At 63.2% G+C, this 20,728-nt stretch carries 17 protein-coding genes and 1 pseudogene; 11 read left to right on the forward strand and 7 right to left on the reverse strand.

All coding sequences use genetic code 11. The features are described from left to right. Positions 1-83 precede the first annotated feature (83 nt). The 4 genes from F3089_RS05735 to fhuB are packed head-to-tail and all read left to right on the forward strand — an operon-like array spanning position 84 to position 4,517. A complete protein-coding gene (locus tag F3089_RS05735; protein ID WP_192497282.1) occupies positions 84-857 on the forward strand; it encodes a siderophore ferric iron reductase in 774 nt (257 codons plus the stop codon). Then, a complete protein-coding gene (locus F3089_RS05740; RefSeq protein WP_151439871.1) occupies positions 838-1,608 on the forward strand; it encodes an ABC transporter ATP-binding protein in 771 nt (256 codons plus the stop codon). Before F3089_RS05735 ends, F3089_RS05740 begins: the two co-directional genes overlap by 20 nt. A gap of 18 nt (positions 1,609-1,626) precedes the next feature. Beyond that, on the forward strand, positions 1,627-2,544 hold the full coding sequence (locus tag F3089_RS05745; RefSeq protein WP_151439872.1) for an ABC transporter substrate-binding protein: 918 nt from the start codon (positions 1,627-1,629) through the stop codon (positions 2,542-2,544). Further along, entirely contained in the window at positions 2,544-4,517 is a 1,974-nt protein-coding gene (fhuB, locus tag F3089_RS05750; RefSeq protein WP_151439873.1) for a Fe(3+)-hydroxamate ABC transporter permease FhuB, read from the forward strand. Before F3089_RS05745 ends, fhuB begins: the two co-directional genes overlap by 1 nt. A gap of 85 nt (positions 4,518-4,602) precedes the next feature. On the opposite strand, the gene F3089_RS05755 is transcribed toward fhuB, so the two are convergent. Beyond that, positions 4,603-6,732, reverse strand: coding sequence for a TonB-dependent receptor (locus F3089_RS05755; RefSeq protein WP_151439874.1), 2,130 nt, complete (start codon positions 6,730-6,732; stop codon positions 4,603-4,605). 596 nt (positions 6,733-7,328) lie between these two features. On the opposite strand from F3089_RS05755, the gene F3089_RS05760 reads away from it, so the two are divergent. After that, the gene (locus F3089_RS05760) at positions 7,329-7,646 is read left to right on the forward strand and encodes a DUF3301 domain-containing protein (protein ID WP_151439875.1); all 318 of its coding nucleotides are present in this window, start codon (positions 7,329-7,331) and stop codon (positions 7,644-7,646) included. A gap of 9 nt (positions 7,647-7,655) precedes the next feature. Here F3089_RS05760 and F3089_RS05765 read toward each other — a convergent pair whose 3' ends face one another. Then, entirely contained in the window at positions 7,656-8,684 is a 1,029-nt protein-coding gene (locus tag F3089_RS05765; RefSeq protein ID WP_151439876.1) for a 2-dehydropantoate 2-reductase, read from the reverse strand. Positions 8,685-8,716: 32 nt separating this feature from the next. Continuing rightward, the gene (locus F3089_RS05770) at positions 8,717-9,646 is read right to left on the reverse strand and encodes a sirohydrochlorin chelatase (protein WP_151439877.1); all 930 of its coding nucleotides are present in this window, start codon (positions 9,644-9,646) and stop codon (positions 8,717-8,719) included. 208 nt (positions 9,647-9,854) lie between these two features. On the opposite strand from F3089_RS05770, the gene F3089_RS05775 reads away from it, so the two are divergent. The 4 genes from F3089_RS05775 (at position 9,855) to F3089_RS05790 (ending at position 14,883) form a co-directional block, all read left to right on the forward strand. Next, positions 9,855-10,823, forward strand: a complete 969-nt coding sequence (locus tag F3089_RS05775; protein WP_151439878.1) for a helix-turn-helix transcriptional regulator — start codon at positions 9,855-9,857, stop codon at positions 10,821-10,823. A gap of 108 nt (positions 10,824-10,931) precedes the next feature. After that, positions 10,932-13,073, forward strand: a complete 2,142-nt coding sequence (locus F3089_RS05780) for a TonB-dependent siderophore receptor (RefSeq protein WP_151439879.1) — start codon at positions 10,932-10,934, stop codon at positions 13,071-13,073. Positions 13,074-13,153: 80 nt separating this feature from the next. After that, positions 13,154-14,122 (forward strand): ATP-binding cassette domain-containing protein, encoded by a 969-nt coding sequence (locus tag F3089_RS05785; RefSeq protein ID WP_151439880.1) that lies wholly within the window; start codon positions 13,154-13,156, stop codon positions 14,120-14,122. Further along, on the forward strand, positions 14,119-14,883 hold the full coding sequence (locus tag F3089_RS05790; RefSeq protein WP_151439881.1) for an ABC transporter permease: 765 nt from the start codon (positions 14,119-14,121) through the stop codon (positions 14,881-14,883). The genes F3089_RS05785 and F3089_RS05790 overlap by 4 nt, the downstream gene beginning before the upstream one ends. A 6-nt stretch (positions 14,884-14,889) precedes the next feature. On the opposite strand, the gene gph is transcribed toward F3089_RS05790, so the two are convergent. Both gph and rpe read right to left on the reverse strand, forming a co-directional pair. After that, positions 14,890-15,576, reverse strand: a complete 687-nt coding sequence (gene gph / locus F3089_RS05795; protein WP_225741686.1) for a phosphoglycolate phosphatase — start codon at positions 15,574-15,576, stop codon at positions 14,890-14,892. Further along, positions 15,573-16,250, reverse strand: coding sequence for a ribulose-phosphate 3-epimerase (rpe, locus tag F3089_RS05800; protein ID WP_151439883.1), 678 nt, complete (start codon positions 16,248-16,250; stop codon positions 15,573-15,575). The genes gph and rpe overlap by 4 nt, the downstream gene beginning before the upstream one ends. 84 nt (positions 16,251-16,334) lie before the next feature. Here rpe and F3089_RS05805 point away from each other — a divergent pair, with 84 nt between their 5' ends. Together F3089_RS05805 and F3089_RS05810 are read left to right on the forward strand one after the other, a co-directional pair. Next, on the forward strand, positions 16,335-17,402 hold the full coding sequence (locus tag F3089_RS05805; protein WP_151439884.1) for a DUF3530 family protein: 1,068 nt from the start codon (positions 16,335-16,337) through the stop codon (positions 17,400-17,402). 108 nt (positions 17,403-17,510) lie between these two features. Beyond that, positions 17,511-18,789: pseudogene (locus tag F3089_RS05810) on the forward strand (O-acetylhomoserine aminocarboxypropyltransferase/cysteine synthase family protein). Between the two features lie 32 nt (positions 18,790-18,821). Here F3089_RS05810 and F3089_RS05815 read toward each other — a convergent pair. Both F3089_RS05815 and F3089_RS05820 read right to left on the reverse strand, forming a co-directional pair. Then, complete coding sequence (locus F3089_RS05815; protein WP_151439885.1) at positions 18,822-19,283, reverse strand: cytochrome c; 462 nt, start codon at positions 19,281-19,283, stop codon at positions 18,822-18,824. Positions 19,284-19,397: 114 nt separating this feature from the next. Then, positions 19,398-20,726, reverse strand: a complete 1,329-nt coding sequence (locus F3089_RS05820; RefSeq protein ID WP_151439886.1) for an ATP-binding protein — start codon at positions 20,724-20,726, stop codon at positions 19,398-19,400. Between the last annotated feature and the right edge of the window lie 2 nt (positions 20,727-20,728).

The following is a 20,728-nucleotide window of genomic DNA, read 5'->3' on the forward strand; positions in this document are numbered from 1 at the left end:
TTCGTATTTGCGCTATTTCTCCCGGGACTGCACAATGGCACGGAGTTTTGTCCACCCGGTCTCCGGACCCGCGAGTGCGGTTTATGCAGGCATCGGATCATTGTGAACAATCGGCTTTCCTTGCGCTTGCGGCTCGGGTTCACCCGGGGCTCAACGGCGCAGCGGCGCCGTCTGCGGAACCGGGCCTTGAGCACGGTGCTGACAATGCCCGGGTGATCGACGCGATTCACAGTGTCTGGGCGGAGGCCTATCCAGAAGCCGGGGAGCCGTATTCCTCGGTGCGAACCTGGACGCTTCTGATGTGGCAGCCCGTGTTCCTCTCGGTCCTGGGCGTGCATGGCCATGGCGTCGTGGTCCCGGTTGATCGGCTATGGCAGAGAGTCGAAGAGGGCATCGTCGCGGGTTTCAGGCTGCAGGAACACTGGCCTGTCGCGCCGGCTGTGGAGGAGGAGCTCATCAGGGACGCCACGGCAAGGCTGCTCAGGGTTCGGGATGCGCTTCTCGAGGATCTGAGGCGTGTTGCCCGGATCAAGCCACTGACAGCCAACCGCCTGATGGCGGATATTCTGTTGCTTGCCCTGCAGCGCCTGGCGATGGTCGAAACCGGGTTCAGCAACGAGCGCCTGCAGTTACTGGGTGAGGCATGGCTTGCGGCAACCGGATTGCGCCACCAGAGCGGGTATCTGCCCCTGCAGCTCCAGAACGAACGGGAAGTGCTGGGGCTGGAGCGCCGCGCCTGCTGTATGCATTACCGGCGGGATGACGGCTGTTACTGCTCGTCCTGCCCCAAGCTGGCGCGTTCGGAGCGGGAGAGGCGCCAACTGGAGGAGTTGAGTCATGAAGCTGTCGCTGTCTGATATCCGGGTTCACCGTGACGGGCGAACGATACTCGGCCTGGAGGAACTGACCCTGCGTGACGGCGAGTTCACCGCCATCCTCGGTCACAATGGGTCTGGCAAGTCCACCCTGATGCAGCTCATGGCGCGGCAGATGAGACCGGACGAAGGCGAGATCCGGCTGGGCGGGGAACCATTGGCGCGCTATGGCCAGCGGGATCTTGCCCGGCGCCTGGCCTTCCTGCCCCAGCAGCTCCCGGAAGTGGCGGGTCTGGATGTGCGCGAGCTGGTGCGCCTGGGGCGATTCCCGTGGCGGGGGCTGGTGCGGCGCTGGCAGAGCGGGGATGCAGCGGCCGTGGACTGGGCCCTGGAACAGACTGGCATGGCGGACTACGCCACGCACCTGGTTGACGAGCTTTCCGGTGGTGAACGCCAGCGTGCCTGGATCGCCATGCTGCTGGCGCAGGAAGCCCCCATGCTGTTGCTGGATGAGCCCACCTCCGCGCTGGACCTTTCCCACCAGTACGAGTCCATGACGCTCCTGCGCAACCTTAACCGTTCGGCGGGGCGCGGGGTCGTTGTGATTCTCCACGACGTGAACCTGGCAGCCCGCTACGCCGATCGCGTGATCGCGCTCAAGCACGGGGAGGTGGCGTTCGACGGCACGCCCGAGGCCATGCTGTCGCCGCATCTGCTCACCACCCTCTACGGTATTGATATCAACCTGATCCCCCAGCCCGGCACACAGCGGCCGGTTGCGGTGGTCGCCTGACAGGAGTCATCGTCACCCATGGTTCTGCAACTGAAACAGCAGCTGGTTCTGGTCGTCGCTCTTTGCCTGACCCTCACCGCCCAGGCGGAGATCACCGTTACGGACAGCCGGGGCCAACAGAGCTTTGAGTCGGTGCCCGAGCGGGTTGTCGCCCTGAACTGGTCCATGGCGGAGAATCTGGTGGAGCTCGGCGTTACCCCGGTGGGCGTGGCGGACGTGGCCGGTTACCGCAAGTGGGTCGTACAGCCGGAACTGCCGGAGTCGGTGGTCAACGTTGGTAAGCGCTCGGAACCGAACATGGAGCGGATCGCGTCGCTGGATCCGGACGTGATCATCCTCTCCACGGACCAGTCCGGATTGGCCGAAAAGATGAGCCGGGTTGCGCCGGTCCTGTTCTTTGACGCCTTCCGCAAGGACCACAGTAATGCGGAAAAGGCCCGGGAAATCTTCCTGGAGCTGGGACGCCTGTTGGAACGCGAGGAGCAGGCGCAGCATCAGCTCGACATGCTGGAGGCCCGGTTTATCTGGCTGCGTGGCCGGATCCGTGACCATTTCGGGGATACGCTGCCGGAGGTGACCAGTGTGGGCTTTGCCAGCCCGACCGTGGTCCGGGTGTTTGGCCGGAACGGCATGCCGTGGTATGCGCTCCGCCAGCTGGGCCTTGAGTCCGCCATGCCGCAGCCGCGCAGCCAATGGGGGCAGACCCAGAGGGAAGTGGCTGACCTGAAACGGCTCAACAGGGAGGATGTGCTGCTGTACTTCAAGCCCACGGTCCTGGCGGGGGATCTCCTTGAGAAACCGCTCTGGAATGCGCTGCCAGTGGTGGAGGCCGGACGTGTGGCGCCAGTGGCACCCAGCTGGGTCTATGGCGGCGCCATGTCGCTGCGCTACCTGGCCGAGAATATGACGGACGCATTGCTGACCATTGAACCCTGATGCTGCCCCGGTATGCGGTCGGGGCGGGCCTGGTTCTCGCCCTTGGGGTGCTCCACCTCCAGCTGGATAACGAACTTCCTCTCGCCGCCCAGTGGCAGTTGGTCACGGGGGGCGAACCCGACGGGTTCGAGGAGGTCCGTTACTATTATGCGGCCCTTCCCAGGGTCATCCTTGCCGTGCTGGTAGGGGCGGTTCTGGGCACTGTTGGCAGTCTTCTCCAGCAGGTCACCCGCAACCCCCTGGTCTCGCCCCTGACGATCGGGGCTTCTTCCGGTGCCTGGCTGGCGCTGGTGTGTGCCAGTGTCTGGCTGCCCGCGCTGGCGGTGGATGAGCGTGCGCTTGTCGCCATGGTCGGGGCTGCGATTTCCGTGGGGCTGGTGTTGATCATCGCGGGGCGCAATGGCATCAGCGGCCTCCCCGTGATCCTTGCGGGCATGGCGACCCACCTGCTGATGGGGGCCGCGGCTTCCGCGATCATCCTCCTGAACCAGGAGGCCGCGCAGGGCGTCTTCATCTGGGGCACCGGCAACCTGACGCAGAATGACTGGAACTGGGTGCAGTGGCTCTGGCCCCGGCTCCTGGTCCTGCCGCTGATCCTGATGCTGGCGCCCAGGCCGCTCACACTGATGCGCCTGGGCGAGGCCGGAGCGCGGGGGCGTGGCTTCAGTTACGGCCCTGTTCTGGTTGTTCTGCTCATTGGGGCGCTCTGGATCCTGGCCACCAGTATCACAGCGGTCGGGATCATTGGCTTCCTGGGGCTGATCGCGCCCAATATCGCCCGCTCGATGGGCGCGCGCCGTGCCGGCGATGAATTGTGCACCAGCGCGCTCCTGGGCGCCATGCTCTTGCTGGCCACGGATTCCCTGGCCCAGGCCGCCGGGGACTGGTTCGGTGAACTGATTCCCAGCGGCACCGCCGCCGCCCTGGTTGGTGCGCCTGCCCTGGTGATCTTTGCCCACAACAAGCTCAGCCATGGCGACCAGACGGCACTGAGTCTTCCGCACGGGGCACGCCGCACCACCTGGATGACATGGGGGCTGGCCGTCGGCGTGCTGCTCGCGCTGGTCCTGCTGACCCTTACCTATACGCCGGAAGCCTCCGGCCCGGCTTTCAGCCTGCCCTTTGCCTGGCCCTCGGACCTGGTGTGGTCCCTGCGTGCCCCGCGCCTTTTGACCGCCTCGGCGGCGGGAATCGGCATGGCCGTTGCTGGCCTCATCCTGCAGCGGCTGATCCGCAACCCATTGGCCAGCCCCGACATCTTGGGCATGTCCGCGGGCGCTACCCTGGCGCTGGTGATCTTTACCCTCTGGACGGGCACCTCCATCTACCAGGCAGGCCCCGGTGTGGCCTTCCTGGGCAGCCTGGTGGTGCTGGCGGTGCTGCTCGTGATCGGGCGGCGCTCCCACTACGCACCGGGGATCGTGATCCTGGTGGGCATTTCCCTCGCGGCGCTGATGGAGGCGCTGGTGCATTTTGTCCTGGCTCAGGGCACCCAGAGCGCGCACATCATCCTGGGCTGGCTCTCCGGTTCCACCTACCGGGCGTCCGCCGACAGGTCCCTCATGCTGGCGGCTGGCGTGGCGGCGCTGGTTCTTCTGGTGCTGGTATTCAACCGCTGGCTGACCCTGATCTCCATCGGCGACCCGATGGCCCGTGCCCGCGGGGTTAACGTGGCCCGTGCCCGGCTGGTCCTGCTACTGGTCGTCTGCGCGCTCTGTGCTCTGGTGACCGCGCTCATGGGGCCGGTGGCCTTCGTGGGCCTGCTGGCGCCGCATGTGGCAGCCCTTCTGGGAGCAAGGCGGGTTCTTCCGCAGCTGGTGCTGGCGGCCATGGTGGGGATGGGGCTGATGACGCTCTCCGACTGGCTGGGGCGGACACTGCTTTACCCGGACCAGCTGCCGGCCGGCCTGATGGCGGCGTTGCTCGGCGGGAGCTACTTCATTTTTCTGCTGACGCGGCGGCGTCTGGGGTAGGGGAGTAAAGGCCCGAATGGAGCGGGAGGATGTCCGGCCCGCCGGTGGTATGCCAGCGGGCCGGAAGTGCCGTACCTGGAGAGGGTTAATAGGTCAGGCTGTACTCAAGTGAGTAGGCGCGACCACGACCCGCGACGGTTCGCGCATTGAGGTTGAATGCCTGTGAGACGGGGACAATGTACTGCTCGTCAAACAGGTTGCTGATCCCCATGCGCAGTTCACCCGGGCCGACATCCACGTCGCCTGTCAGGTCCACCAGAGTGAAGCCTTCCACGTCGCCATTGGGGTACCCCTGGTCGCCCAGTTCCTTTCGATCGAACAGATGCTTGACCTGCGCCCGAACGGACCAGGCACTCGAGGGCGAATAACCCGCATAGGCGGTGATTTCCGGATTGCTGATGCGTGTCCCCGGAAGGTCCGTGTCGAGGTCACCATCGCTGTCAGCATCCTGACGCCCTTCCTGGTAACTGCCGGTGCCTCCGAGCGTCACGGCATTGGTAAGCTGGTAATCCGCCGTCAGTTCCAGGCCATGCACGCGTTCTTCACGCTGTTGAAGCTCAAAATTGGGGGGGCCGCCGAATGTGACACCCTCGTCTGAGGTGTTCATGAAGACAGTGGCGCTTGCCTGGAGCCGATCAAAGCGCCCCCGCCAACCCAGCTCATAGTTCTTGACCACTTGGGCTTCCGGGTCAACCTGCTCGGCGGAAACATCCTCCTCGCGCTTACGCAGCGCCCGTCCCACGTCGCCGACAGTGAAACCCTCGCTGTAATTGAGGAACACTTCCTGCTCATCCGTAAGGAAGTGGATCGCGCCAGCGTTGAAGAGGGTCTCCTCGTAGTCCAGCTCACCGCCTTGGACGGTTCCAGGATTAGCAAGTGTTTCGTCCTGGAAGGTCGGTATGTCCATGTTGACTCGCTCGTGGCGAACCCCTGCCTGGAACAGCCATTGGTCGCCGGCCGGAATCTTGAACTGGACGAAGGGCGCGTAACTGGTTTCCTCGATTTTGGGAACGCGGGTACGGCCATCAATAAGCCCCTGATCCCCTTCTTCCTGTTCGAAGTCGAGCCCGTAGACAGCATTGGCAAGACCCATCACTGAACGGTCATGGCTCACGCGCGCGCCAATACGGTTGACGGTGGCTTGGGACTGTCCGCTGCCGGTTTCGTAGCCGTTGTAGACACTGAACAGGGTTTCATAGTCCTGGTAGTACAGTTGCGAAGAAAAGGTGCCGCCCAGCGTATTCTCTGCGGTGTGGTTGAGACTGATATTGAGGTTCTCGGTCAGGGGATCCTTACCTGGCGGTTCCTGTTTGATCGCCGGGATTTTGGGGCCTTTCCCGGCGGGCGCGATCGACCTCCTGTCAGCCCGGTACTCGGAGTCCTGCTCACGCTTGTAGTAGTTCACCGCCAGGGTCAGGCGTTGGTCGGGTGTCAGTTGGTATCCGATCTTGGATTGGGCATTGTGCTCCGTCGATTCCGACAGGCTGCCACCCTGGATCAGACCATCCGCCGGGATGATGTCGTCCTCGCCATCGTAGAAAACGCCGGTCTTGGTTGCGCTGAGGTTGACGCTGTAATCCAGGTTGCCGCGGCTGCCGCGAACACCCTGATAGACACGACCACCGAGACTGTTGCCGTCCTCTTCCTGGCCGCTGACGCCGACCGTGCTCTGGAAGGTTGTATCCTCTGCGCCTTCGCCGCTCTTGGTAATGAAGTTGATGATGCCGCCGGTAGCGCCAAAGCCATAGTTGGCGACAGCTCCCCGGATCACCTCAACGCGCTCTACCGCTTCCGGTGCAATGGTCCGGACGAATTTGGAAGTCTGACGGATCGAGGAATTCTGCGGGACGCCATCGATCATCACCAGGAAGTCACGGCCACGCATCTGTTGCCCGACGTTGGTCAGGTTTTCAGACGATTGTCCGAGGCCTGGAACGAGATTGGACAGGATCTCGCCCATGTCACTGCTGATTCGGGCTTGCTGCTCGAGTTCTTCGGAATCAATCACCTGGACTGAGCCGGGTGTCTCGGCCAGCTTGCCCTGCCGGTTTCGGGTGGTCGAGATGGTGATGGGCGCCATCCCCATCTCGACTTCCGGCTCGGAACCGCTTTTCTGGGCAAAGGAGAGCGTCGGGCATGCGGTCAGCGCAGTGACCAGGGCAAGCTTGGAGGCACCCAATTGGAATGCCGTTCGTTGGGGGATTGTTCTGCGCATTGCAAACACTCCTGATTGTCGGGTTACGCGGGTTGGCGAGGTTACCAGATGGCAACACTAATGCAAATGATTATCACGTATAATTTTGGCATTGCCAGCAGGAAGTCTCGACCAAGCCCCAAGGACTCTTCCAGGGTCGGAAGCAGCAGTTGGAACAACTGGAAGCGCTCGTGCTGGAACGGATGTAGGGAAGAACGCAGTGCCCCTAGGGGAGCCGCGCCCGCAGTGCTCCTGGTCCACGCTGTAACAGGCCAGGTAGAAGAAGCCGCCGTATTCCGGGCCGTACCGCCGACCGTCCCCTCTGTCCATGTTGCCTCTGTTTTGGGGCGCACGTTGATGGAGTGGCCACTTAACAGGGCCTGTTCAAATGTGACCGGCTGCCGCCCATCCTGGTCATCAATCTGCAGGTGCTCTGCCAGCAGGTGCCGGCCGTTATGGGCTCTGAAGCGACATGGGATGATAAGGGATGTATTGTTGGAGCCCTGTAACTCGAGATGGTCCTAGTCCGTGGTAGCGGCGGGCCCGTGATAGCGTGGGATTGGCAATTAGCGAATAGGAAACATTGTCAAATAACAGTTCTGATTTTTAGGGTGAGAATGCAGCTTGATCTGACAACGCTCTCAATCCTTTTTGCCATTGGGTTTGGGGGCTGGTACTGGTGGCGGGCTCTGGGTACCAAGGAGCTGGCCCTGCAGTCGGCCCGGCGGGCCTGTGAGCGCGCGGACGTGGATCTGCTGGATCAGAGCGTGTGCCTGAGTGGGCTAGGGGTGCAGCGGGACCGGGAAGGGCGGTTGCGTCTGCGGCGGACGTTCAGCTTCGACTTCACGGCCACCGGCGACGGGCGCTATCGCGGGCGGATCGTGTTGCTGGGGCAGCGAACCGAGTCGGTTGACTTCGAACCACACCGGTTCTGAACGGGCGTTCTAGCGGGCCTGTTTCAGGGCCATCAGGAGTGCCTCGGCAGGCCATTCCCGTCGCTGCTGCTCGCAGTCATGTACCAGCTCGGTCAGCCTGGCATTGACCGGGGCTGTCGTGCCCAGCTGCTCCGCCAGCCGTACCACTTCGCCATTGATCCAGTCCACCTCGGTCCGGCGCCCGACCTCCAGGTCTTCCCACATGGAGGAGCGGGCGATGGGGTCGATCGCCAGCATGGTTCCGGAAAGACGCGTAAAGAGCCAGTCCGGGGCCTTCATCAGTGGTGGGATCAGAGCCATGGGCAGGGGGGTGAGCCGAACTGTGGGGATGCCCGCGCGCCGGAGCAGCTGCAGGGTCTCCGCCTGGGCCATCGCCAGGCAGCGCCGGTAGTCCCGGGTGGAGAGCTCTTCCAGAAGGGGTTTGCCGGAGAGGGCGTTGATGGGATTGTTCAGGTTCAGCAGCAGCTTGGACCAGAGCACCGAGTGCATGTCGTCCCGCTGTTCCAGTGCCAGACCCGCCTGCTCAAACCAGGGCAATGCCGGCGCGAGAGAGGGATCGCCTTCGGCCATCAGGTGGCCCTCGGTGCCGTGGTGGAAGTGTCCCGGTGCCTTCTGGAGCACATTGAACGGGATCATGCCCGCAAGGACCCTGGACTCCGGGAGCTGCTCGCGCAGCCGCTCGGCGTTGGAAATACCGTTCTGGAGGCTGATCACAGGGGTGCCGGGTTTCAGGTGCGGGGCCAGCTGCCGGGCGGCGTCGATGGTGGCCTGGGATTTGACCGTGACCAGGACCAGGTCCGCCTCTGCCGCTGCCTGTGGTTCCGTCTGATAACGCTCTGGAGCAAGCCGGGTCTCATGCCGGAAGCCCTCGTAGTCCGTCACGACCAGGGGGTGGTCACGGAGAGTGGCGGCCATGCGTTCGCGCCCGACCATGACCACATCCGCGCTGGCCGAAAGCAGTCGGCCACCCACGTAGCAGCCGACACTGCCTGCGCCGAAGATCAGGATCCGGGGGGAGGTATTGTTGTTGTCGCTCATCGGTTCACCGGTTGCAGGCGTCAGGGAAAACCCTAGCACCAACCTGGTGCGCCCGTAAGAGGCGGTTGGGGGCAGGCACCGTGCGCCGGCAGGTCCAGCAGGTAACGCTCACCGCTGATGGCCTCTTCCAGCCGGTCCGCCAGGATGGCGAGGATGCCGTCGTGTTCACCGGCAAGCCGCGTGATACGGGTTTCCAGTCCAGGGTTGCGGCTTTCGGCTTTGGCACAGATTGTGACCACATCACCGCCCTCACCAGCGTGCTTGCCGGGAGACAGGAACAGCATGGAAACGATGACCGGCCCCTGGTTGAAGCCCGGCTCGTCCAGCAGATTTTCAAGCAGCGGTTCGTTGAAGCGGTACTCGTCGCCTTTCCGCCTTTCCATGGAGGCTGGCGTTACGCTGCGGACCTGATCCTCCAACAGTGTTGCCAGCTGGCCGGCAAGCACGTTGCGCACCGCCGTTACCTCCGGGATGGGGCTTCCGTGGTCCGCCAGCACCACTGCCGGTTTTGAGCCCGCCGGCAGCTGCCGGAGCTGCTCTGCCACGCCGTCGCGGAGGATGCGCGCCAGCCTCAGGTCGGTAGGAGCCTGGAGATCGATGAGGGGAGACGCGACCCGGACCCGGACCCCGGGGTGAGCCGCCTGTACTTCCCCCAGTCGCTCCGGCAGGTAGCCGCTGAGTGCCCGGCTTGGCCCGAAGAAGAACGGCAGCACCACCATCTCGGTGACGCCCTGCTCGGCGCGCCAGGTAGCGGCCGGGCCGAGCGTTGAGGCGGGCACGCCATCCAGCTCTTCCGCCGGCACCTTGTTGGAGTGCAGCAGGGAGCGGGCCTCCACCGGCATGCCGGTGCGTTCCCCCAGCGCCGCGGCGACACGCCTCAGGTTGAGGGTGGCGCCGGGGCGCAGCGAGCCGTTGTCGACGAGAAAAACCGAGGTTCTGTCTGGATTCCGAGCTGTTTCCATGGAGGTTGGTACGTTACCGGGCCGGTGGGTGATCATCGCTCTGTCAGACTCTACCACGCGGCCTTGCGTTGACGGCGAATACAGCAGCTGCATGGCGTCTGGAGCGGGATAGGCCGTGTTGTGGGAGATATTGGATGTAAATTGTTATCGTTCGCGTTATCTGGATTTTCTGGTACGATACCCGTCTTACGCGACAAGGGTCTCGTCCATGCAACCTGAGTCCAGTGTCCAGCCTTCACGCTCTTTCGGGGTCAGGGATTTCCTGGCGTTCGGTAAGCACTACGGCATTGATTACCGGTTTCCCGATATCCCGTCCTCCGGACGGTCCGACCCGGACGTGACCGTGGCAAGGGGAAGCATCACGGAAACAGCACTGCCCTCCGGCTTCCGCTTCACCCGCTCCGAGCTGGAACTCTTCCAGTCCTATGAGTCGGCGTCCCTGGGCCATGCGCCCCTGCTGATCGTCATCGTGCTTGAAGGCCGGGTCAGTATCTCGGTGGGGGCCGTGTCGCGGGAGCTTGAAGGCGGTATGGCAGTCAGTCTCCAGTTGTGCCCTGAATACGCGCTCCAGGCATTCCAGCCGGCGGGACAGCGCCTGAAGACCCTGACACTGGCTTTCGATCCCGTCGCCGCAGGCAGCACGGGCACTGTCAGCCCGGCCCTGAGCGCTCTCCTTCGCAACATCCAGCACCCTTTCCGCCTCTGGCGGATGCCGGCCGCGCTGATCCAGTCCATTGAGCAGAGCCTGGTATCCCCCCTGGCCGAGCTCCAGAAGAAGCTCCTTCTCGAGGGGCTGGCGCTGCAGCTGGCCGCGTATGGTCTTGATGGTGACGAAGCTGGCGGCCCGCTGCGGCAGGTGCCCCTGTCCCATGAGCAGAAGCGGCTTGAGTCGGTCAGGCAGCTGCTGGCGTTCGCCCCGACGGAGCACTATACGCTGGAGGCGCTGGCCCAGCGGGCCGCGATGAGCTCCAGCGGTCTGCGTGCCAAGTTCCGTGCCACTTACGGGACCTCGGTGTTCGATTATCTTCGCCAGTGTCGCCTGGAGCTGGGGCGGTGTCATCTTGAGCAGGGCTACAGTGTCCAGCAGGCTGCCCATGGCAGTGGCTACCGGTATGCGTCCAATTTCGCGACGGCTTTCCGCCGCTATTTCGGGGTATCGCCCAGGGACCTGACCTGAGTGGTTTTGGCAGTCCGCATAGATAATCTGGCACTTTGAATACCTCTCTATGGATCTAAAGAAGAATAATTCGCATTATTCATTCAGAGATTAAGAGAGGCTTGCTGTATGGTTCATCCTTCCAGACTGTCGGTTGCCGTGGCGGTGGCTGTCGCCGGGGCCGGGTCCGCTCTGCCCATCGCTGCACAGGAAAACCAGGCTGACATCGGCGTTCTGCAGACGCTGGAGATTACAGCGCCCCGGGGGGCGACGAAGACGGAGACCCCCTTTGTCGAGACGCCGCAATCGATTTCCACCATTACCCGCGAGCAGATCGAGGAGCAGGGGGCCCGGAGTGTCCAGGAAGCGACACGCTACAGCGCCGGTGTGTTCACCAACCAGTATGGGGCGACGGCGAGCCGCTATGATGCGATCAAGCTCCGGGGTTTTGGCAGTGACAGCACGGACAACCAGTACCTGGATGGCCTCAAGGTTCTGAACGATAAGGGGACCTACAGCATCATGCAGATTGACCCTTACTTCCTCGAGAGCATTGAGGTGGTGAAAGGGCCTTCTTCCGTGCTGTACGGACGCTCCGCGCCAGGCGGCCTGATCGCCATGACGAGCAAGAGGCCCACCTTCACGCCGCAGTATCAGGTCCAGGCGTCCGTTGGGACCCAGGGCCACAGGAGCCTGGGCTTTGATTTCAGCAATGAGGTCGGTGATTCCGGGAACGCAGCCTATCGCCTGGTGGGCCGGGTCAAGCAATCGGATACCCAGTGGGACTACGTGGAGGAGGAACGCTACGCCCTGGCGCCGTCGCTGACCGTGGATCTGACGGACTCGACGACCCTCACCCTGCTGGCCCAGCTCCAGAAGGATCCGGAAGGCGGCTACTACGGCTCCCTGCCGGCAGAGGGGACGCTGGAACCCCGGAATGGCCGGACCATCCCGAATGATTTCTACGAGGGTGAGCCGTCACTTGAGGAATTCGACCGGGAACAGATGATGCTGGGCTACCAGCTCGAGCACCGGTTCAATGACACCTGGTCCGCCCGTCAGAACCTGCGCTATATGAACACGGACGTGGAATACGGCCAGGTCTATGTTTCGGGCGGCTGGGTCGGTAACAGTAATGAGCTTGCACGGACCTTTTTCGGGGCGGACGAGACGCTCGACTCCTTTGCCGTGGACAATCAGCTGATCGCGGAATTCGGCATTGGAGGGAGCCGGCACAGGGTCCTGACCGGCCTGGACTACCAGCGGGTTGATACGGATGCCTACTGGACCGCCGGCTACAATCCCGATTTCAGCTCTACCATTCCCCCGATCAATGCGTTTGATCCCCAGTACGGCAATACCGGGACGATCAATCCCTATCAGGACAACAAGCGGCAGCTCGAGCAGACGGGGGTGTATATCCAGGACCAGGTGGCCCTGGACCAATGGCGGCTGACACTAAGCGGTCGCCACGACTGGGTGGATGTGACGAACGAATACGACACGCTTCTGACTGGTGCGAGCGGGGACGAGGAGCTGGATGCGTCCAAGTTCAGTGGTCGTGCGGGGCTGCTTTACCTGTTTGATAACGGGGCCGCGCCCTATGTCAGTTACTCGGAGTCGTTCAGTCCCAGCAGCAATGTGGGCGAGGATGGCAACCTCATTGAACCCACGGAAGGCCGGCAGTACGAGGCGGGGCTCAAGTATGAGCCCGCGGGCACACGGGATCGTTACAGCGCTGCCATATTCCGGATTGACCAGGACAACGTGGCCAACTACATCCGCGATATCCGGGCCTATCGCGCGGTGGGCTCGACCCGGTCCGAGGGGCTGGAGCTGGAGGCCACCACCTGGCTGACACCCGGCTGGTCCGTTATGGCGAGCTACACCTATACCGATGTCACGGTCGAGGAGTCCAGCGCCGGCAACGAGGGCAATACGCCGGTTGCCACACCGCGTCACATGGCGTCTCTCTGGGGATCCTATGAATTCCGCAGTGCGCCGTTGCAGGGTCTGGATGCCGCCCTCGGTCTCCGGTACGTCGGTGAAAGCTGGGCGAATGAGGCCAACACGCTGGAAGTGCCGGATTACACCCTGGTGGATGCCAACCTGAGCTATGACCTCACGACCATGGGCATGAAGGGCGTGACCGCCAGCCTGAACGCCAGGAACCTGTTCGACAAGGAATACGTGGGGGCATGCTACAGCGAATCCGTGTGCTATTACGGTGCGGAGCGCAGTGTCGAGGCCACGCTGACCTACGACTTCTGAGCGGGTCGCGTCCAGCACCTGTTGCCCGGCGCGCGTCGCAGGTATCCTGACCGCTTTCCACCAAACGGGGAAAGAGGGCCATGGATGAAGCGATCCGCGCCGAAGGCCTGGTCAAGCAGTTCGGTGCCACCCGGGCGCTCGATGGGATCGACCTGAGCGTGCCGCGTGGCACCGTTCTTGGTTTGCTGGGCCCCAACGGTGCCGGCAAGACCACGGCGGTCCGCATCCTGGCGACCCTGCTTGCGCCGGATGCCGGGCAGGCTTGGGTGGACGGTTTCGATGTGGTCTGGGAGGCCGCTGCGGTCCGGAATCGCATCGGCCTTACCGGCCAGTACGCCTCCGTGGATGAAAAGCTCACCGGCCGCGAGAACCTGATCCTGATTGCCCGCCTGCTGGGTTTCCCCCGGCGGGATGCCCGGGCAAGGGCGGGCGAGCTGCTGGCGGAGTTCGGCCTGGAAGACGCGGCCCATCGGCCCGTCCAGACCTATTCCGGTGGGATGCGCCGGCGCCTGGACCTGGCCGCCAGCCTGGTGGGCCGACCCCGTATTCTGTTCCTGGACGAGCCCACAACCGGGCTCGACCCGCGCGCCCGCCTGGATCTCTGGAACCTGATCCGCCAGCTCGTGGCCCAGGGCACCACGGTGCTGCTCACGACCCAGTACCTGGAGGAAGCGGATAGCCTGGCGGATGAGATCGTGGTGATCGATCAGGGGCGTGTTATTGCCAGTGGCACCTCGGATCAGCTCAAGGCGCGCATCGGTGGACAGACCCTGGTGCTGGCGCCGGAGCACGAGTCGGACATGGCGACCGCGCTGTCGATCGTGACGGAGATCGTGGGGCGCGAGCCCGAGGTGGATGGGGCCCGGCTGCGGGTTCCGGTCAGTGACCCGGCACTGGTACCGGCCGTGGTCCGGCGCCTGGACGAGTCCGGCATCGTGGCCCGGGAGCTGACGCTGCGTGGTGCGAGCCTGGATGATGTCTTCCTGACACTGACCGGTCGCCACGCCAGCGTCGAGACGCCGGCCGGAGATGCGGAGGCAGCCCCATGAGCAGCCTCCAGCAGACCCTGACCCTCGCCTGGCGCTCCCTGCTTCAGCTGCGGCGCAATCCCTGGGAACTGATGGACTTCAGCATCCAGCCGATCCTGTTCCTGCTGCTGTTCCTGTATGTCTTCGGCGGTGCGGTCGCGGGCTCCACGGCAGCCTACCTGGACTTCATCCTGCCCGGCGTGATCGTGATGAACCTGGTGTTCGTGACCGTTTACGTTGGCCATGGGCTCAACACGGACCTGACCCGGGGCGTGTTCGACCGTTTCCGGGCCCTGCCCATTGCGCGCTGGTCGCCGCTGGCCGGGCGCATCCTGGCGGACATGGTCAAGCAGGCCTGGTGTGTCCTGCTGTTGCTGGTGGTGGGCTTCCTGCTCGGATTCCGGCTGGGGGCTCCGGTGAGTGGCGTGCTGGTAATGCTGGCCCTGCTGCTGGTGTTCGCTTTCGCCATGTCCTGGATCATGGTGTTGGTGGGCGTGGTGGCGCGGGATCCGGAACACGTGCAGCTGTTCGGGTTTACGGCGCTGTTCCCGGTGACCTTTCTCAGTAACGTCTTCGTGCCATTGGACACGCTGCCGCCGTTTATCCGAGCGGTGGTGGCAGCCAATCCGGTCTCCCTGTTGGCGGAGGCGTCCCGTGGGCTGCTCAGTGGCGGGCCGGTACTGGAACCGGCGCTGTGGTCCCTGGTGTGGGCCGGCGTGATTACACTGGTTTTCGCGCCCCTGTCGCTCTGGGCGCTGAACCGGCGGCTGGCGCGCAGCTAGAAGTGTCTAAAGCAGTTCCGTCAGGTCGTTCACGATCCAGTCCGGGCCGTAATCCGCGACCGGCGTCCCCTGGCTGTAGCCGTAGGTAACCGCCACGCTCGGGATACCGAGATTGCGTGCCCCGAGGATGTCCGAACCGGAATCCCCGATCATCCAGGCGCTGTCCGTTGGAGCGCCGAGCCGGTCGAGCGCCAGCTGCAGGTGGGCCGGGTCGGGTTTGCGGATGACGGTGCCGTTGTCACCGAGCAGGCTGTCGCCGCTGACAGTGGCCCCGAAGTAACGGGCGATGCCGAGCCGTTCCAGCAGCGGCTCCGTGAACTCGGCCGGCTTGTTGGTGACAATGGCCAGACGGGACTCCCGCGCCCGGCCTGCCTCCAGAAAAGGCATGGCGCCGGTATAGAGCTGGCTGTGATGCCCGTTGCAGGCGTGGTAAGCCCTGTAGAAAAGGGACTCCGCATGGTCGGCAAATCCCTTGTCTCCGGGCGTGGCGGGGTCGAAGGCATCAGCCAGGGCCCGTTCCACCAGCTTGCGGGCGCCGTTGCCGACCCAGAGCCGGGTTTTCTCAACACCCGCGGGGGCACGCCCCAGCTCCGCCAGCATGGTATCCACGGCGGCGGCCAGATCGGGGGCGCTGTCCACCAGGGTGCCGTCCAGGTCCAGCAGGAGTGTTTCGGGGAGCGCCGTGCGGGTCACGCTGATCGCGCCTCGGCGATCCGTTCCCGCATATCGGTGATGATGCGGCTGTAATCATCCTTCTTGAAGATGGCGGAACCGGCAACAAAGGTATCCGCGCCCGCTGCAGCGATCTCCCCGATGTTGTCTTCCTTCACACCGCCGTCCACCTCAAGGCGGATGTTACGACCGCTGGCATCGATCTTTCGGCGCGCCTCGCGCAGCTTGTCGAGGGTGCCCGGAATGAAGGACTGGCCCCCGAAGCCGGGGTTCACGGACATCAGCAGGATCATGTCGATCTTGTCCATCACGTAGTCCATGTAATGCAGCGGCGTGGCGGGGTTGAAGACCAGACCGGTTTTGAGCCCGGCTTCGCGCACCATCTGCAGGGAGCGGTCGATGTGTTCCGAAGCTTCCGGGTGGAAGGTGATGTAGCTGGCGCCGGCATCGATGAACATCTGGATCAGGTCGTCCACCGGCTTGACCATCAGGTGCACGTCGATGGGAGCGGTCACGCCATGCTTGCGCAGGGCTTCGCAGACCATGGGGCCGATGGTGAGGTTCGGGACGTAATGGTTATCCATGACGTCGAAATGGACCATGTCCGCGCCCGCGGCCAGGACGTTGTCCACTTCCTCGCCCAGCCGGGCGAAGTCCGCTGAGAGGATGGAGGGCGCGATAAGGGGCTCGTTCATGGGAAGATCCGCCATTGTTGATAGACTGTTGCCGAAAGGCAGCAGTTTAACGCTTCCGGCTTATTCCGTACCACAGGAGGTTCCGTGTTCCGTCGCTCCGTACCCATTGCCCTGATCGGTATTTGCCTTGGTGCGGCTGCATTGCCAGCCATAGGCCAGCAGGAGGACGCTGGCCAGGCCCCGGAGGGAGAGGACAACGCGGCGGGTGAGGATACCCAGCAGGGCGTCGAGCCGCCCAGCATCACCATGGTCCACTACGGGCCCGGTGATGCGGGTGGGTCGCTGGCATCGCTGTACCCGGATCAGGCGCTTGAGCTGGGCCAGGGTGAGAACGTCTTCACTGGCCTTCTGAAGCGGGAGACAGTCTCTGAGCGCCATGGTGGGGTCCTGGTTGTGGCGCCTTCCGGCCAGTCGCCTGACCAGGGAGTTGCGGGTGCGGTGAGAACGCAGCTCACCGATGCCGGCTGGCTGACTCTTTCGATTGCTCAACCGGCGGAGCCGGTAGCGGACCTGCCCGAGCGGGTTCTGGAACCCGTCCAGCCTGGCGCAGGTGATGAGGGCAATGATGGAGAGGAGACAGCCCAGAACGGAAATGACGCGGAAGGGGATAGCGGCAGTGGTGAGGATCAGGGTGGGGATGAGGCCTCCAAGCCGCCGGATATGACCATCCGGGTCGCCCAGGACTCTGCGGCGCCCACACGAGATGATGAGTGGCAGCAACGGGCTACGGATCGTCTTACGGCGGCGGTGAATGTCCTGCGGAACGAGAACGTTGGTCCCATCGCGCTTGTGGGTGTTGGTGACGGTGCGGATCTTGTCCTGCGCTACGTCAGTGCCAACGGAGCCACCTTCCCGCCGGGCCAGTTTGGCATGGTGTGGGTCGATGCTCGGTTGAGACCACCGTTCAGCGATGGATTGGTCGCAGAGCTGGGGGAGGGTTACAGCGTCCCCGTTCTTGATCTGTATGACCGGGATCTCCAGTCCGAGCGCGCTGAGAAGCGCTCGGCCGCCGCGCGACGGGGCGGTTTTTCGGCCTATACTCAGTCTGCTATCCCGATACCCAGGGGCGGGCAGGCCCGTGAGCAGAGACGGGTTTCCGCGCGCATCCGGGGCTGGCTTTCCGATGACCTGGAGTCAACAGGCGGGGAGTAGTCGGCATTGCTGGTTCTGCCACTGGGTTAATGGTTCCAGTCTGCTTCAGGCTGTCCTATTCTTGGCATCGTGAGCGACAACCACAACAACTGGCATCTGAGGATACCCATGAAACCGGACACTCTCGCCATCCACGGCGGCTTCCATCCCGACCCCACCACCAAGGCGGTCGCAACCCCGATCTATCAGACCACCTCCTATGCTTTCGACAACACACAGCATGGTGCTGACCTGTTTGACCTGAAGGTTGAGGGCAACATCTACAGCCGGATCATGAATCCGACCAATGCTTTCCTGGAGGAGCGTGTCAGGCTGCTGGAAGGCGGCGTGGGCGCGTTGGCGATGGCATCCGGCATGGCGGCGATCACTGCCGCAATCCAGGCTATTGCCGAAGCCGGCGATAACATCGTGACCACCACCCAACTCTATTGGGGGTACATTCAATCTCTTTGCCCATACCTTCCCGAAACAGGGTATTGAGGTCCGGTTTGTCAGCGCTGATGATCCGGATGCGTTCGAGGCCCAGATCGATGACCGGACCAAGCTGATCTTCTGCGAGACTGTGGGTAACCCGGCAGGCAATATCGTTGACATCGAAAAGCTGGCTGCCATCGGTCATCGCCATGGAGTGCCCCTGTTCGTGGATAACACGGTAGCAACGCCCTGCCTGTGGCGCCCCTTCGAGCATGGCGCTGACGTGGTGATCCATTCGCTGACCAAGTTCATGGGCGGGCATGGCACCACGCTTGGCGGTGCCATCGTGGACTCCGGCCGTTTCCCCTGGGCCGACTATCCTGAACGCTTCGCGGTGCTGAACGAGCCGGATCCCTCCTATCATGGCGTGGTCTACACCGAAGCCATGGGCGAGGCGGCGTTCATCGGGCGGTGTCGGGTGGTGCCGCTGCGCAACATGGGCGCGGCCCTGTCACCCATGAACGCTTTCCAGCTGATGCAGGGCATCGAGACCCTGCACCTTCGCATGGAGCGCCACTGTGAGAACGCCCTGAAAGTGGCCCAGTATCTGGAGAAGCATCCGGCGGTGAACTGGGTCAATTACGCGGGCCTTGAATCGAGCCGGTATCATGAGCTTGCGAAGAAATACATGGACGGCCGGGCGTCGGGTATCCTGTCCTTCGGCATCAGGGGTGGCGATGAGGCAGGCGCGAAATTCATTGATGCCCTGCAGATGATCGTGCGCCTGGTGAATATCGGTGATGCCAAGACACTGGCCTGCCACCCCGCCAGCACCACCCACCGCCAGCTCAATGACGAGGAGCTGGCCAGTGCCGGTGTCTCCCGGGACCTGGTCCGTCTCGCCATCGGCATTGAGCACGTCGACGACATACTGGCGGATGTCGAACAGGCGCTGGATGCGTCCCAGGCCTGAAGCAGCCGGCCCGGCTGCGGGAGCAGTCGGGCTTACTGGTTCAGACCACTGAAACGCTCATTCACGAAGCGGCTGTGACAGCTCACACAGGAGTTGGTCATCTGGTCGAAGACCTTTTTCTGTTTCCTTGTGTTCTCTGCGTTGCCTGCTTCCGAGAGCTGTGCAGCCTGCTTGTGGAACTTCTGATCCAGCTTCAGGAATGCCTTGGGGACAGACGCCTTGAGTGTTTTCCGGTCTTCCTGGGTCAACTCCTGATCAAGGATGAAGCTGTCGTGAATGGCCTGCCCTTTTTCCTGCACGACCTCGTGGTTGCCGCGGATAATGGCGCTGTAGACTTCCTTCATGGCAGCCTCGATTCCGACCATCTCCTTCTGGAGAAGTCCCCGTAACTTGGGGGTCAGTTCCGAGGTCACGTCCTCTGCCTGTGCCGGCAGAACGGCAAGAGTTATTGTTACCAATAGTGCGCCGATAAGGCTGTTACGGATGAGTGTCATGATCGGTTTGTCTCCCTGGATTTGATGGTTATTGTCTGTGTTGATGGGATCGTGTGAATAAAATTCTAATAAAGTAAATCTTTTTGGATGAAAAAGCAGTGGTTGCCCTGGAAATCAATCCCTCCCTGTTTTGAGAGTGGCTTTCACCTGCAATCCGCCAAGCGGCGAGTCATGGAAGGATAGGAGCCCGTCGTACTGCTCCAGGATGTCGGCGGCGATGGCAAGCCCCAGGCCGGAGCCCGGCTGTTCCTCATCCACCCGCCAGCCCCGTTTCGCCAGGGAATCGCGCTGCTCCGCGGGGCAGCCCGGACCGTCATCGTCGACGATGAGCAGCGTCGTTTCCCCGGTCCGTTCCACGGCCACCTGGACGCGGTGATCGCACCATTTGCAGGCGTTGTCGAGAAGCACCCCCGCCAGCTCCAGGAAATCCTCCCGGTCCAGGGGCAGCTTCAGCTCCGGCGGTGCCTGGATATCAAAGGTAATGGCCTTGTTGGCGTAGACCTTGGAGAACACATCGACGAGTTCACCCAGGGCGGTCTCCGGTGCCAGTGTTCTGCCGGGCATGCCACCGCCAGCAAGGCGTGCGCGGCGCAGTTCCCGTTCAACGATGTTGCGCATGACCGCGACCTGGCGGTGGAGTTCGTCGCCGGTTGTGCGTTCCCCGTCTTCAGCCAGCCCATCGAGGATGGTCAGTGGCGTTTTCAGGGCGTGGGCAAGGTTGCCAAGGGCGTTCCTGGAGCGTGTTAAGCGGCTGGAGATCAGCCGGATCAGCTGGTTGATTTCCTTGATCAGGGGCTGGATTTCCGCTGGAACACGATTGGCGTTGAGCTCCGTGATATCGCCCTGTTCCAGGCGATGCAGTTCCTGGCGCAGCGCGCTCAACGGTGCCAGGCCGCGACGGATGAGTGCTGTCTGTGCCAGGACAATGAGAGCGAGAAGCAGGACGCCGAGACCGCCGATGGCGATCTGGAGAAATTGCACTGTGCTCGTCAGGGGGCCGAGGTCTTCGGCGACACCGACCACGGCGGAGCGCCCCGACTGGCTGAAGCCCTCAGCCAGCATCATGAGGGGTTGTCCCTCGGGCCCCCGGGTGCGGAAGGTGCGCCGTTCGCCTGGCTCGAGATCGGGCAGGTCCAGCCTCTGGTCCCAGAGGGAGCGGGACCGCTGGGGCGCGCTGCCCGGCGCTTCAATCTGGAAATAGTGGCCGGAATAGGGCTGTTGATAGACCTGGGTCAGCTGTTTGCCCTGGTGCGGGGGCGCGTCCGGACTCAATTCCACGCCCGCGACTAGGGTCTCGAGATCGTGCTCGAGACGGGTCAGTACAAAGTCATCCACCAGCTGGCGCACGCCATAGCTGACGAGGACCACGGTCAGCAGCGTCGCTACTGCCACCGGGGCGGCAATGCCAATGGCAAGCCGGGATTGCAGGCTGGTGCGTGCCATAG

It is taken from the genome of Halospina sp. K52047b (genome assembly GCF_008709855.1).
GTDB lineage: Bacteria > Pseudomonadota > Gammaproteobacteria > Pseudomonadales > Oleiphilaceae > Halospina > Halospina utahensis_B.